The organism is Nocardia sp. NPDC004151, from assembly GCF_042874235.1.
GTDB lineage: Bacteria > Actinomycetota > Actinomycetes > Mycobacteriales > Mycobacteriaceae > Nocardia.
This window is the reverse complement of sequence record NZ_JBIAMR010000002.1, coordinates 519,844-532,891: the sequence shown is the minus strand read 5'-3', so window position 1 is coordinate 532,891 and position 13,048 is coordinate 519,844. Positions and strand designations below refer to the sequence as shown.

12 protein-coding genes are annotated in these 13,048 nt (G+C 69.9%); 3 read left to right on the top strand and 9 right to left on the bottom strand.

Annotated elements, in window-relative coordinates; translation table 11 throughout:
- Positions 1 to 13: 13 nt before the first annotated feature.
- On the bottom strand, positions 14 to 1,153 hold the full coding sequence (dxr, locus tag ACFYTS_RS06135) for a 1-deoxy-D-xylulose-5-phosphate reductoisomerase (RefSeq protein WP_387301709.1): 1,140 nt from the start codon (positions 1,151 to 1,153) through the stop codon (positions 14 to 16).
- Positions 1,154 to 1,246: 93 nt separating this feature from the next.
- On the opposite strand from dxr, the gene ACFYTS_RS06130 reads away from it, so the two are divergent.
- Positions 1,247 to 1,531 carry a DUF2631 domain-containing protein gene (locus ACFYTS_RS06130; RefSeq protein ID WP_357281514.1) on the top strand — a complete coding sequence of 95 codons (285 nt, stop codon included), beginning with the start codon at positions 1,247 to 1,249 and terminating at the stop codon, positions 1,529 to 1,531.
- A gap of 105 nt (positions 1,532 to 1,636) precedes the next feature.
- Here ACFYTS_RS06130 and ACFYTS_RS06125 read toward each other — a convergent pair whose 3' ends face one another.
- From ACFYTS_RS06125 to ACFYTS_RS06105, 5 genes are all read right to left on the bottom strand, one after another.
- Positions 1,637 to 2,320 (bottom strand): hypothetical protein, encoded by a 684-nt coding sequence (locus ACFYTS_RS06125; RefSeq protein WP_357281516.1) that lies wholly within the window; start codon positions 2,318 to 2,320, stop codon positions 1,637 to 1,639.
- Between the two features lie 261 nt (positions 2,321 to 2,581).
- On the bottom strand, positions 2,582 to 3,283 hold the full coding sequence (locus ACFYTS_RS06120; RefSeq protein ID WP_387301707.1) for a hypothetical protein: 702 nt from the start codon (positions 3,281 to 3,283) through the stop codon (positions 2,582 to 2,584).
- Between the two features lie 188 nt (positions 3,284 to 3,471).
- Entirely contained in the window at positions 3,472 to 4,401 is a 930-nt protein-coding gene (locus ACFYTS_RS06115; RefSeq protein ID WP_387301705.1) for a cytochrome c oxidase assembly protein, read from the bottom strand.
- A 52-nt stretch (positions 4,402 to 4,453) separates the two neighbouring features.
- A complete protein-coding gene (locus ACFYTS_RS06110) occupies positions 4,454 to 5,116 on the bottom strand; it encodes a DedA family protein (RefSeq protein ID WP_387301703.1) in 663 nt (220 codons plus the stop codon).
- A 102-nt stretch (positions 5,117 to 5,218) separates the two neighbouring features.
- Positions 5,219 to 6,031, bottom strand: a complete 813-nt coding sequence (locus ACFYTS_RS06105; RefSeq protein ID WP_387301701.1) for an alpha/beta fold hydrolase — start codon at positions 6,029 to 6,031, stop codon at positions 5,219 to 5,221.
- Between the two features lie 133 nt (positions 6,032 to 6,164).
- Between ACFYTS_RS06105 and ACFYTS_RS06100 the strand changes: the two genes are divergently transcribed.
- Entirely contained in the window at positions 6,165 to 6,503 is a 339-nt protein-coding gene (locus ACFYTS_RS06100) for a YciI family protein (RefSeq protein WP_387301699.1), read from the top strand.
- Entirely contained in the window at positions 6,500 to 7,732 is a 1,233-nt protein-coding gene (locus ACFYTS_RS06095) for an RNA polymerase sigma factor (protein ID WP_387301697.1), read from the top strand. The genes ACFYTS_RS06100 and ACFYTS_RS06095 overlap by 4 nt, the downstream gene beginning before the upstream one ends.
- 3 nt (positions 7,733 to 7,735) lie before the next feature.
- On the opposite strand, the gene ACFYTS_RS06090 is transcribed toward ACFYTS_RS06095, so the two are convergent.
- The 3 genes from ACFYTS_RS06090 to ACFYTS_RS06080 all read right to left on the bottom strand — a co-directional run bounded on the left by ACFYTS_RS06090 (position 7,736) and on the right by ACFYTS_RS06080 (position 13,043).
- Positions 7,736 to 8,899, bottom strand: a complete 1,164-nt coding sequence (locus tag ACFYTS_RS06090; protein ID WP_387301695.1) for a low temperature requirement protein A — start codon at positions 8,897 to 8,899, stop codon at positions 7,736 to 7,738.
- A gap of 361 nt (positions 8,900 to 9,260) precedes the next feature.
- Entirely contained in the window at positions 9,261 to 12,743 is a 3,483-nt protein-coding gene (locus ACFYTS_RS06085) for a protein kinase (protein ID WP_387301693.1), read from the bottom strand.
- A 48-nt stretch (positions 12,744 to 12,791) separates the two neighbouring features.
- Positions 12,792 to 13,043, bottom strand: a complete 252-nt coding sequence (locus ACFYTS_RS06080) for a hypothetical protein (protein ID WP_357281534.1) — start codon at positions 13,041 to 13,043, stop codon at positions 12,792 to 12,794.
- Between the last annotated feature and the right edge of the window lie 5 nt (positions 13,044 to 13,048).

Here is a 13,048-nt window from a genome sequence, read left to right as displayed (position 1 = left end):
CCCTCTCCTGGAGTCAGCCGCGCACGATCGTGCGAGCGGTGTCACGCGCCCACGTATCGGCCGCGAGCACCTCGTCCAAGCTACCGGGTTCGGCGGCCCAGCGGTCGGCGGACTCCACGACGCGCGCAACGGTTCGCACGATGTCGGGGAATCGGATGAGACCGTCCAGGAATGCCTGCACCGCGATCTCGTTGGCGGCGTTGTAGACCGCGGTCACGCAGCCACCGGCCTTACCGGCGCTGCGGGCCAGCTCGACGGCCGGGAACACCTCGTTGTCGACGGGCTCGAAGGTCCAGGTCGAGGCGGTGGAGAAGTCGCAGGCGGCGGCCGCGCCCGGCACCCGGTCCGGCCAGCCCAGGGCCAGCGCGATGGGCAGCTTCATATCGGGCGGGCTGGCCTGGGCCAGGGTCGAGCCGTCCTTGAAGGTGACCATCGAGTGCACGATCGACTGCGGGTGCACGGTGACGTCGATGTCGTCGTAGCCGATGCCGAACAGCAGGTGCGTCTCGATCAGCTCGAGGCCCTTGTTCACCAGCGACGCCGAATTGAGCGTATTCATCGGACCCATGGACCAGGTCGGATGGGTCTTGGCCTCGGACGGATTCACCGACTCCAGCATCTCGGTGGTCCAGCCCCGGAACGGCCCGCCCGAGGCGGTGAGCACCAGCTTGGACACCTCGTCGGCGCGCCCGCCGCGCAGGCACTGGGCCAGCGCCGAATGTTCGGAGTCCACCGGCACGATCTGCCCCGGCGTGGCCGCCCTCGTCACCAGCGAGCCGCCCGCCACCAGGGACTCCTTGTTGGCCAGGGCGAGCCGCCGCCCCGACTCCAGGGTGGCCAGGGTGGGTTCCAGCCCGAGCGAGCCGACCAGCGCGTTGAGCACCACGTCCGCGTCGGTGCGGCGCACCAGCTCGGTCGCGGCGTCCGGACCGGCCAGCGCCACACCGAGTTCCGCGGCCGCGGCCGCGTCGGCGACCGCCACATTGGTGGTGCCGGTGGCCGCGATCTGGCTCGCCAGCAGTTCGGTGTTACCCCCGCGGGCCGCGAGCCCCACCACTTCGAAGCGGTCGGGATTGGCGGCGATCACCTCCAGTGCCTGCGTACCAATCGAACCGGTGCTGCCCAGCAGCAGAACTCTCACAACGTCGGACACGCACTTATTGTCCCCCGCCCCCTGGTCGCTACGACGCTGGGTCGTATGTCACGATATTGGCCAGCAATCGATTCGAGCCGTAAAGGAGCCACAGTGGCCGCCACGGAACTGGAACCCGCGCACCCCTCTGAGGTCGTCACCAAGGTCGACACCGCCGAGGTTCCGTCCGCAGCGTGGGGCTGGAGCGGCGAGTCCCGCCGGACCTTCCGCATCGCCGGCTGGGTCGTCGTCGTGATCCTGCTGACCATGCTGTTCGAGAACCAGCAGGGCAGCTCGTCGGGTACCGGCAATATCGGCTACATCTCGCTCGTGCTGTTCGCGGCGGGCCTGGCGGTCATCCTGATCCGCGACTCCATCCTGTCGCGTCGCCCGCGCTAGTCGCGTAGCCCCACAACGACATTCGGTCCGGATCGCCCTGCACGCGATCCGGACCGAATTGTTTTCGCCCGCCGGCCTGTGGTCGCGACCGGCGGAGCTACCGCCTCAGTTCGCCGGGGCGGAGTCCGGAGCGGTCATGCGGTTGTAGAGGCCGATGCCGACCGCGATGGCCGCGGGCACACCGGTCAGCACCAGACCCGACGCGGCGCCCAGCGGGATGCCGATGGCCGCACCCGCGACACAGCCCGCGATACCGGTCGGCACGGACATGATCACGACACCGGCGATCGCACCGCCCGCGGCGCCGATGGCGCAACCCGCGACACCACCGATGACGGTGCCGAGCAGAGTGCCCATGGAGGTGGACAGACCGAACTGGTTGACCGCGGCCGACATGGCGGCGTCCTGATCAGCCTGGCTGGCGACGCTGTGCAGGGCGGGAGCGGGCAGCGCCGGGGCGGGGAAGGCGGCAGCCGGGTCCAGGTTCGGGGTGAGGGTCGCGGTATTGCCGTCGATCTGGGCGGCGACCGGGTGGGCCACATCGCCGGTCACGTAGCTCAGCGGGAACTGGGTGACGACCGCGCCGTCGGCGGCGCGCACCTGGAACTGACCGTTCTCGGTGGTCAGCGAGCCCGCGTCAGTCTTCAGAACGACGGAAGCACCCTCGATCTTGGTATCCCAGTGGATGCCCTCGGGGGCGGCGGCCGGGGCGGCATTGGCGGTACCGGCGGAGATGCCGACGGCCGCGATGGCGAGAGCCGAGGTGGCAGCAAACTTCTTGAAACGCATTACTTTTCGTCGCTTTCTTGACTGGGCGCTTCCCTCACGGGAGCGAGGTCCTCATCGAGCACCCGAGACAAGATAAGTCAGCAAATGTTGCCTATTTGTTGCTAAATCGTGGCGAAAACGGTCCTGAACGTATGTTTTGCGTAAAGACGGTGTTTGCCGATCATGTGTTCGGTGATCTGAGCAACTTCTCAGAACGTGAAGCGACCCGCGTCACACCCCACCGTGGGGCATGGCCGCGGGCCGCGGTGCGCGAACTACCGGCTACTGCTCGGCCGGGTTGTTGATGCGGTTGAGGAAGATGATGCCGACGATGATCGCCGCGGGCACGCCGACCAGCACCAGGCCGGCCGCCCCGCCCAGGGTGATACCGGTCGCGGCGCCCGCGAGGGCGCCGGGGATGGACAGCACGCCGCCGCCCGCGAGGCCGCCGACCAGGAAGCCGAGGGTGCCGCCGATGACGGTGCCGACCAGGGTGCCGATGGCGGTGGCCAGGCCGAACTGGGTGGCCGCAGCCGAGATGGCGTCATCGAAGCTGGCCTGGTGGTCGCTGGTGACCTCGTGCAGCGGCAGGCTGGTCGGGCGCGCGGCGGCCCGATCGGTATTCGGGGTCAGGGTGGCGCGCAAACCCTCGACACTGGCCTGGATCGGGTAGTCGAGATCCTCGACGGTGAACGACAGCGGGACCGCGGCGACGACGATGCCATTGTCGTCGCGCACCTGAAGCCGGCCGTTGTCGGTGGTCATCGAACCCTTGTCGGTATCGACGACGATGGCGTTGCCCTCGATGCGGGCATTCCAGTGGATGGCGGGGGCCACCTGGTCGATGCCCTGGTTCACGCCGTCGATCAGCGAGGGCAGGACCGGAACGGGGGCCGGGGCGGGGTCGGCGTGGACGACACCGGCGGTGATGCCGAGGGCCGAGATGACCAGCGCCGAGGTGGCGGCGAGTTTGCTGAACTGCATGACTTCTGGCTTTCATACGGGCGGGCTTCCACCGGGTTGGCCCGGAAGATCGGAAGGGACGCAGTTCGAGCTACCCTGATCGAGCGTCCAATAAGAAGCTACTGAGAAATAGCCACAAATGTTCCTTTGATAGCGAACATCACTCAGTGCCAGAACCGGTGACACAGGCCACTATTGGAGCCCGCCGATCAGCGGCGGAAGCGTTCCCGCAACTGCGGATCGTGCTCCCACCACAGTCCCGTGGAGACCGGCTCCTCGGCCTCGACGGCATCGAGTTCGGCGTCCAGCGCACCCGCCTCCCGCTTCTCGTCGTCGGCGAAACGCCGCATCACGACCAGGGAGTAGATCAGGCCGAGCAGATCCCCGAGCAGCCACAGGATGCCCGCGCCGATCGTCTGATCCAGGCGGACATCCGGTCCCCAGGTGCGGCCGAGCGAACCGTAGTACCCGGCGGCGACGAGCGGGCCGAGCCACAGCACGATGCCCAGGATGCCGTCGGCGAGCGATTCGCCGACCGTGATGAGCAGCGACAGCCCCTGCGTGAAATGCCGTGGCACCGGATCGATCTGCAAGCGGGAGTAGAAGTACAGAAACCCGATGGCCACCACCAGGATTCGCGTGACGGCGTCGACCGCGCCGTGCCGCAGCACCGCCTCGTACCAGGGCGAGAGGAACAGCGCCCACGGCAGCAGCAGGATCAGCATCGACGCGGTGGCCGGATGGGTGAGCACCCGGGCCACGTCGCCGGAGAGCATGGCGTCCAGGCGTTTCCGCCCCGCGTCGCCGAGCGCCGCGCGCAACACGGTGAACGGCGCTCCGGCCGCGAGCGCGAACGGCACCACGTACAGCAGCAACAGCACCTGCAGCGCGCGCACCCAGAACAAGGTGTCCGAATACACCCCGGGCATACCGAGGCCGGTGTACAGCCACACGCCCAGCCCGGCGACGCCGAAGTACGCGGCCCGGATCACGGGAAGCTGTTCCCCGCGACGGCGGCCCAGCACGAAGCAGGACGCGTAGGCGAGGCCCAGCAGCGCGACGACCAGCGCCGTCGAGGCGTCCCACCGCCAGGCGCTCACCAGTCCGCCGAGTTGCAGCGGTGCGTCGATCCGAACCACGGCCCCAGTATGCGCGCTGCGTTCGCGGCGTTCCCTGGGAGATCGCTGGGAATCAGTCGGTCTCAGGGGTCATCGGGCCTGCATGGGACACCTCGTAGTCAGCCTCGAACGAGCGCTCGCGGCGGCGTTCCCGCAGCTTCCACACGATCAAGGCGACCACCACGATCGCGGCCGCGCCCAGGGCCAGATCCCGGCCGACCGTCTTGGCCACCGCCTCGTAGGACTGTCCCGCGACGAAGCCGAGCACCACGAAGATTGCGCCCCACACGATTCCGCCGACCGCGTTGAAGATCAGGAAGCGGCGGTACGGCATGCGGGAGGTGCCCGCCAGCGCCGGCATCATGGCCCGGAAGAAGGCGGTGAACCGGCCCAGGAACACCGCCCAGCCGCCGCGGCGGGCCAGGTAGTCCTGGGCGCTGTCGAGGCGGCCGCGATGGCGATCCAGCATCCTGGCCTGCAACAGTTTCGGGCCCACCCGCTTGCCGACCTCGTAACCGACGCTGTCGCCGATGATCGCGGCCGCGATCACGAGCACGATCATCGGCCACAACTGCACGTGGCCCTGGCTGGCGGCGACGCCGCCGAGCACCGCGGCCGTCTCGCCGGGAATGACGAAGCCGACAAAGATCGCGTCCTCGGCGAACACCAGCAGCGCGACGACGAGGTACACCCAGACCGGCGCGATATCCAGGATCCGGTGCATCAGCGAATTCATGTCCGTCACGGTACCGACGGCGCCGGTCACCCGCGGGGCCGGTCGCACGATCCGGGCGGGCGCAACGGTTTTCGGGTGGCTCGGCGTCGATTCCGGTCCGGCTCAGCGGGTCACGTCCGCACCGAGGAACGCGTCGAGCACCTTCGCGGTGGCCTCGGCCGGGATGCCGTGGTCCGCGCCGCCGGGCACCTCCGCGTAGTGGGCGCGGGCGAGGCGGGCGGGCAGGGCCTCGGCGGCGGAACGGACACCCGGCCAGGATTCGGGGCTGCTGATCACCACGGTTTCGATATCGAGGCGGGCCATCTCATCGGTGGGCACGTTCGGCGGGCGGCAGATGGCGGCGTCGTAGACCACCGTCTGGGCGATCGCCTCGAGGTGCGGCCGGATCGGTGACCGCTTGACCTGCTCGACCACGGCCGGAGGCAGGCCGATGCCCTCGAGCTGCATCAATTCCACGGCGGCTCCGCGCTCGCCGCGGGCGATCAGGTCGGCCAGTCGTTCGGGCAACCGCTGCGGCGTGTGATCGGCGAGGCCGCCCAGCGCGAACGGCGGTTCGTAGAGGGCCAGTCGGGTGATGCGCGAGCCCGCCGCGGCGGCGCGCAGGGCCAGGATGCCGCCGGAGGAGAAGCCGAAAACCGCTGCGCTGCCGCCGATATCGGCGATGACCGCGTCCAGGTCCTCGATCTCGCGGCGCACGTCGTAGCGGCCGGCGTCGGCGGGGGCGAGGGCGTCGGTGCTGTCGCCACGGCCGCGCCGGTCCGGGCGGACCACGGTGTAGCGGTCGGCGAGCTGTTCGGCCAAGGCCGCGCAGGTGCCGCTGTCATTGAAGGCGCCGGGCAGGAACACGATGGCCGGACCCGCGCCGGCGCGGTGATAGGCGATGGTGGTGCCGTCGGTGGACGTCACGGTGGGCATGGTCGTCTCCGGTCTGTGGGTGGACTCGATACCGGATCGACGAACGGGAATCCCGGCAATGGACAGCGGCGCTCGGCATAGTGATGTCCATCCGCGTCCGTCCCGTTCGTCGTGCGGGTGAAAGGAGACGACCATGCGATACCTCTTGCTGATCAGCGCCGACGAGAACCGGGTCGACGAGCACCGCACCGACGACGGGATGAGCGAGTTCCGGGACTGGCTCGACGACCTGCTCGCCCGCGGCGTGCTCACCGCCCACGAGGGCCTGCATCCCAGCCACACCGCCACCACGGTCCGGGTGCGCGGGGACGAGGTGCTGCTCACCGACGGGCCGTTCATGGAGGCGAAGGATCAGATCGGCGGGTTCGCGCTCATCGAGGTGGCGGATCTGGACGCGGCCATCGAGGTCGCGGCCCGGCATCCCGCCAGCCGGTTCGGGCAGATCGAGATCCGGCCGGTGCTGACGCTGTGACCGAGGTCGACGCCGCGATCACGGCCGCCTTCCGCACCGAATGGGCGCGCCTGATCGCCACCCTGATCGGCGGGCTCGGCGACTGGGACCTGGCCGAGGAGTGCGCGCAGGAGGCGTTCGCGCTGGCCTGGCGCACCTGGCCGCGCGACGGCGTGCCCGAGCGGCCCGGGGCGTGGCTGCTGACCGCGGCCCGCCGCCGCGCCGTCGACCGGCTGCGCCGCGAACGCGTCGGGGCCGGGAAACTGCGGGAACTGGCCCGCGCCGCGATCCCCGATGCGGGAGAGGCCGTGTCCGGCACCGGCATTCCCGACGATCGGCTGCGGCTGATCTTCACCTGCTGCCATCCGGCGCTGGCGTTCGAGGCGCAGGTGGCACTGGCATTGCGCACGCTGACCGGGCTGACCACCGGCGAGATCGCCCGCGCGTTCGGCGTTCCCGAGCCGACCATGGCCAAGCGGCTGGTGCGGGCCAAGCAGAAGATCCGCGACGCGGGCATCCCGTATCGGGTGCCGCCCGCGCATCTGCTGCCCGAGCGCACCAATGCCGTGCTCGGGGTGATCTATCTGCTGTTCAACGAGGGGTATCTGGCCGGGGCGGGGCCGGATCTGCAACGGCCCGATCTGGCGGCGGAGGCGCGCCGGTTGGCCGCGCTGGTGGTCGAGTTGATGCCCGATGATCCCGAGGCGGGCGGGCTGAACGCGCTTGTCCTGCTCCAGCAGTCGCGGGCCGCGACCCGGACTCTGAACGGGGTGCTGGTGCCGCTCGAGGAGCAGGATCGGAGGCGGTGGGATCGGGAGTTGATCGCGGCGGGGCTGGCCGAGTTGCGGCGCACCGCGCCCCGGGATCGGCTGGGGCCGTATCGGTTACAGGCCATGATCGTCGCCTGCCATGTCACCGCCGCGGGTCCGGAGCAGACGGATTGGGCGCGGATCGCCGAACTGTACGACATGGTGTGGGCCCGGATCCCCTCCCCCACGGTGGCCGTGAATCGGGCCATCGCGGTGGCCATGCGCTCCGGGCCCGAGGCGGGCTTGGAGCTGCTCGACACGGTGGCGGCCCCGGCCGGGTCGGAGGTGGCCCGGCAGGTCACCGCGACGCGGGCCGATCTGCTGCGGCGGCTGGGCCGCGACGATCGCGCGGCAATCGAATACCGGGCAGCCCTCGACCTCACCGCCAATGACGCCGAGCGCGACTATCTGCGCCGCCGGTTGGCCGAGGTCGAGGGCTGAGGGTCAGTTCGCCCGCGTGCGGGTCATCAACAGCAGGGGCCGTCCGGTCGAAACCACCCAGTACTCCCAGGCATTCAGGCCGACCAGGACCGCGGTCACCGCGGCCAGCGTCACGATCTCCGGCAGCAGCGTCGAGGCGAGGGCCAGCGCCGCCAGCACCAGCGCGGCGATGAACCGGCCCAGGGTGGCCGCGCCGAACATGCGCCAGCGGGTGAACAGGAAGGTCGACACGTACAGGGTCGCGCCGATCGGCAGCAGGAACGCGTTGACGCCGTGCGCGGTTTCGGTCGGATGCTCGACCATGCTGCGCGCGCCCACCGCCACCCCGACCAGGCCGATCACCAGCAGAATGTGGCCGTAGCTGAGCACATCCCGCACCACGGTGCCGCGAACCTGGTTGGTGCGCAACGAATGTTCGACCGCGGAGAACCCGTACGCGAAGTACAGCCACCACAGGCCGCAGCCGAGCACGAAGATCAGCACCACCGCGATCCACGACATCACGCCCAGATGCGCTTCCGCCGCTTCCGAACCCACCGATGCGACCGTCTCACCGAGCGCGATGATGACGAAGGTGGCGAACCGCTCCGGCAGATGCGTCGCGCCGAACTGCACCGACTCCATCCGCCGCGCCAGCAGCGCCGGGCCGCCGAAGGCCAGCAGCACCGCGACGATCCAGAGCACGTTGCGCGCCCCGCCCTCCGGAACCAGCGCCGCGATCACCAGCAGCGCCGCCGCGACCAGAGTGATCGTGAACGGATTGACCCAGCTGCCGAACACGCCCGCCTGCGAGAACGCCCGCTTGCGCCGCATCTCGGCCCACAGCAGCAGCCGAAGCACCAGATGCGCCACCGCCAGGATCAGCGGCAGCGCGCGACCGATGAACGCGTGCGGCGCGGCGATGGCGATCACGAACATGCACAGCCCACACGCGAACAGGAAGATCCGCTGCCGATTCGAGTCCTCGACCCCGTGCACCGACAGCGTCGTCCCCACCCACGACCACCACATGATCGCCAGCAGCAACACCGTCTGCCCGACGGCTCCCCAGCTCTCCCCGGCCACCGCCACATGCGCGGCCTGCGTCACCGCGAACACCAACACCAGGTCGAAGAACAACTCCGCCCAACTGGCCCGCTCATGCGCCTCACGTAGAGGTTCAGTCACACCCGTCATTCCCTGCCTAGCACCATTTCCAGCGCGTTCACTCTAGTCACACCAGATGACCGGTTTGTCCCATTAGTGACCGCGGGGCCGGTCACACCCGGGCGCTGCGGCGCATCACGCTCGACCTCCTCACCACTCTCCGATGCCCGCGACTCATCGCACTGGTGGGCCCGCGGCTGATCGCTTTCGTGGGCCCGCAAGTCACCGCACCCGACGGCCCCTCGAGCCATCACGCCAGATCGGAACGGGGCCTGTCGCGGGGGCTGGCGGATCTGCGCGACGGCGACGAGATCCTCTACAGCCCACGCGAGGCAACTCCGCCGCTCGCCTCACCCGATGATCGTTCCCGCATCAACGCGCATCAAAAGGGCTGGGCAGCGTCGGCTTCGGCGAGGGCGCGGAGGAAGGCGGGCGGGACTTCGGGCCAGGCCTGGTCCCAGTTTCCGTCGGCCTGGTCGGCGGATAGCTCGTCGAGGGTGGCCACGACGTGGGGGCCGCCGTCGAGGAGGAAGCGGAGCGCGCCGAGTTCGGCGCATTGGGCGGTGATGGTGGCCAGCAGCGATTCGGCCGCGGTGGTGCGGCCGGTCGCGGCCAGGCAGGCGACGAGCAGGCGGCGGGCCTCGAGTAGATCGCGGGGGCGGCGGGCGACTTCGAGCTCGTCGACCCATTCCTGCGCCCAGGCGCGGGCCAGTTCCCGGGATTCGGTGGTGGATTCGGCCAGCAGCAGCCGGATCGCGGTGAATTCCTCATAGAGAACGGTGAATTCGTCGATGGGGTCGGTGGGCTGGCGGCGGGCGGCATGATCCGCCCCCGGGAACGGGCCGAAATCCGGGTGCGGCGGCAGACCCTGACGGACGCGCTCGTGCTCGATCTCGGCGCGCAGGCGGGGCAGCGACATCGACTCGGCCACGCGCGCACCCTCGTTCAGGCGGCGGATGGCGGCGCCGCGGTCACCACGCAGCGCCTTCACCCGCGCACCCACCACGTAGCGGGCGAGTTTGAAATCGACCACTCCCGCGTCGGCGCCGAGCTTGTAGCCCTCGTCGAGCAGCCGTTCGGCTTCGGCGACCTCACCGCGTTCGTAGAGCAGTGCCCCCAGCAGCGACCCGGCCAGCCGCGCACCGTAGGAGTGGCTGCCCGCGAACTGCTTCGCGATCTTCAGTGCCTTGCGGAAGTACCGCTCGGCGCGCGGGAGGTCCAATTGCAGGCCGGCGGCCAGGCCCAGGAAGCACAATCCGTGAATATTGTTGTAGCAGCCCTTGTTCCGGCGCATGTAGGGCGCGGACCATTCCTGCAGGCGGACCGCCTCGTCGAAGTCGTAGCGGTAGCCCGCGGCGAAGCTGGCGCAATTGGCCCCGACGGCCACCACGTACGGCGAGAGCTCGTCGGCCATGCCGAAACACGGTGCGAGCCAATCCTCCACGCCGTTGAGCACGTCGGCGCGCACGGTCACAACGGCGTGCACCACGCCCGCCTCCGCGTGCAGCCGGGCCGAGGTCCGCGCATCGAACTCGCCACTGTCCAGGGTGCATTCGGCCAGGAACAGCGCGCGCTCGGCCTGCGAGGCCCGGTGCAGCAGGATATTGGCCCAGGCCAGATCCAGTTGCAGCCGCGGATGGGTTTCGATGACCGCCGGGGGCAGCTTGTTGACCAGGACGATGAGGCTGGCCATCTGGCCGTACTCCAGCAAGGACATGCCGTCGCGCTCCACGATGTCGACGGCGCTCTGCTCGTCACCGGCCAGCAGGGCGTGGTCGACCGCCTCGCTCACGTGCCGGTGGTCGGCGAACCAGCGCGAGGCGGCGCGGTGCAGCTCGTCGATCCGCTCGGGCCGGTCGTATTCGAGGCGCTGGCGCAGGAAGTCCTGGAACAGCTGGTGGTATTGGAACCATTGGCCGCCGTCGACGCGGCGCAGGAACAGATCCTGCTGCTCGATGTGTTCCAGCAGGGCCTGTGCGTCCGTGACGCCGGTGAGCGCGGAAGCCAGTTCGCCGCAGGTTCTTTCGGTGATCGAGGTGGCGACCATGAAGTCGAGCACCCCGGGTTCGAGGGTTTCCAGCACGTTCTCCGCGAGGAATTCCCCGATGGCGTGGTGGCGGCCGGTGAGACGGCCGATGAGCTGTCCGGGATCGTCACTGCCGCGCAGCGACAGCGCGGCCAGCTGCAGGGCCGCCGCCCAGCCGCCGGTGGATTCGGTGAGGTCCTCGACATCGCCGCGATCCAGGTCCAGCCCGCCCAGCCCGACCAGCAGCTGATATGCCTCGTCGAGGGTGAATCGCAGTGCGGCGGTGTCGATTTCCACCAGGTCGTCGCGCACCCGCATGGAGCTCATGGGCAGGCCGGTCTGGAAGCGGCTGGTCACCACGATGCGCAGCGCCGGGCTGGCGCCCTCGATCAAGAACCGCAGCGCGGCCTGGGTTTTCGGGTCGGTTACCCGCTGCCAGTCGTCGATGACGACGGTCACCGGCTCACCGCGTTGGTCGATGTCGTTGATGAGCGAGGTGAGCACGAACCGCGTGGCCTCGTCACCGTGTTCCTCGAGCAGCTTGCCGAGTTCGCGCGCGAGGGCGGGCCGGACCGCGCGCACGGCCTCGATCAGGTGCGAGAGGAACCACACCACATTGTCGTCGTCACTGTCGACGGTCAACCAGGCCACCGAGGCGCCCGACGCCGCGAGCACCGCACTCCACTGCGCGGCCAGGGTGGTCTTGCCGAAGCCGGTGGGGCCGTGGATCACCGCGAGCCGACGGTCACTGCCCGCACCCAGCGCGTCGAGAAGGCGGGGCCGTTCCACCAGGGCGCGGGTGATGGTGGGTGGGCGTAGGCGGGTGGCGGGGACCGGCGGCGTGGCCGCCGTATCGCGGGCGCGGCGGCGGCCGCCCAGGGTCGGCGCGGCCGGGCTCGGCGTGGGCGGCGCGTTCCCCGGCTCGGACTCCTCGGCGGGCACCGGGATCGGCAGGTCGTCGACCGGCAGCCCGTGCGATTGCTGAAGCTCCCGCAGCGCCGTGCCGAATTCGACGGCCGAGGCCGGGCGTTGCGAGCGTTCTCGCGCCATCGCGGTCTCGATGATGCCGGTCAGGTCGGCGGGCAGGCCCGCAACGGTGAGGTCCGGCAGCGGACGCTTGGTAATCCGCACGAATTGTGCGACCAGCTGCTCCCCGCTGCGCCGTTCGAACACCGCGTGCCCGGTGGCCGCGCAGAACAGGGTGGCCGCCAGTCCGTAGATGTCGGCGGTCGCGTCCGGGGCCTGGCCCTGCAGCACCTCGGGCGCGGTGTAGGCGGGCGATCCGGTGACCATGCCCGCCGCGGTCTCGAACCCGCCGGGCACCCGCGCGATGCCGAAATCGGCCAGCTGCGGTTCCCCGTACTCGGTGAGCAGGATGTTTCCCGGCTTCACGTCGCGATGCAGCAGCCCGCGCCGGTGCGCGGTCTCCAGCGCCCCGGACAGCCGCACTCCGAAGTGCAGCACCTCGGGCCAGTCCACCGGGCCGCGCTGCTGAATGCGCGCGTCCAGGGACCCGTGCGAGTGATACGGCATCACGATGTAGGGCCGCCCGGTCTCGGTGGACCCCACCTCGAACACGGGCACGATGTTCGGATGCCCCGACAACGTGCCCATGGCGAGCTGCTCGCGGACGAACCGCTCCAAACCATCGGATTCCAGGTCCGCGGTCAGCACCTTGATCGCCACCGTCCGCCCCAGTGACGGCTGGAAACATCGGTAGACCACGCCGAATCCGCCGCGCCCGACCTCGACCGCCTCCCCGAATCCGGCAGCCTCCAGCTCCGCCGCGTACCCGAGGGTGGTATCGCGGCGCGTTGAGAACGGATCGACATGCGCCACGGCGACCTCGATACCCAGAACGTGCCAGTAAACCCGAGCATAAGCCGATCACCGCCCGCCGGCGGGGCCATTCGAACCGGCGCGCGCCCGGACCCGCCCCCGAGGTCCGCGCCCGGGAAACCGCCGCCGCGCCTCGATCAGCCAATCGGGCCGTTCCCGTCGCAGCCGCCACACCTCCCCGACCGTCCAGCCGGCGCCGAGCTCCGGAAGATCCGCCACCGCGATTTCCAGCCGGGCCGCCGCTGCCGCCCGCTTCAACGGTTGTGCCGCCGAGTCCATTCGGCTTCGTTGTGTGCTCATACGTC

Coding starts and splice junctions, on each gene's coding strand:
- ACFYTS_RS06125 (WP_357281516.1), bottom strand. CDS start 2,320: ATGCGTTTCAAGAAGTTTGCTGCCACCTCGGCTCTCGCCATCGCGGCC.
- ACFYTS_RS06120 (WP_387301707.1), bottom strand. CDS start 3,283: ATGCAGTTCAGCAAACTCGCCGCCACCTCGGCGCTGGTCATCTCGGCC.
- ACFYTS_RS06110 (WP_387301703.1), bottom strand. CDS start 5,116: ATGAATTCGCTGATGCACCGGATCCTGGATATCGCGCCGGTCTGGGTG.
- ACFYTS_RS06105 (WP_387301701.1), bottom strand. CDS start 6,031: ATGCCCACCGTGACGTCCACCGACGGCACCACCATCGCCTATCACCGC.
- ACFYTS_RS06100 (WP_387301699.1), top strand. CDS start 6,165: ATGCGATACCTCTTGCTGATCAGCGCCGACGAGAACCGGGTCGACGAG.
- ACFYTS_RS06080 (WP_357281534.1), bottom strand. CDS start 13,043: ATGAGCACACAACGAAGCCGAATGGACTCGGCGGCACAACCGTTGAAG.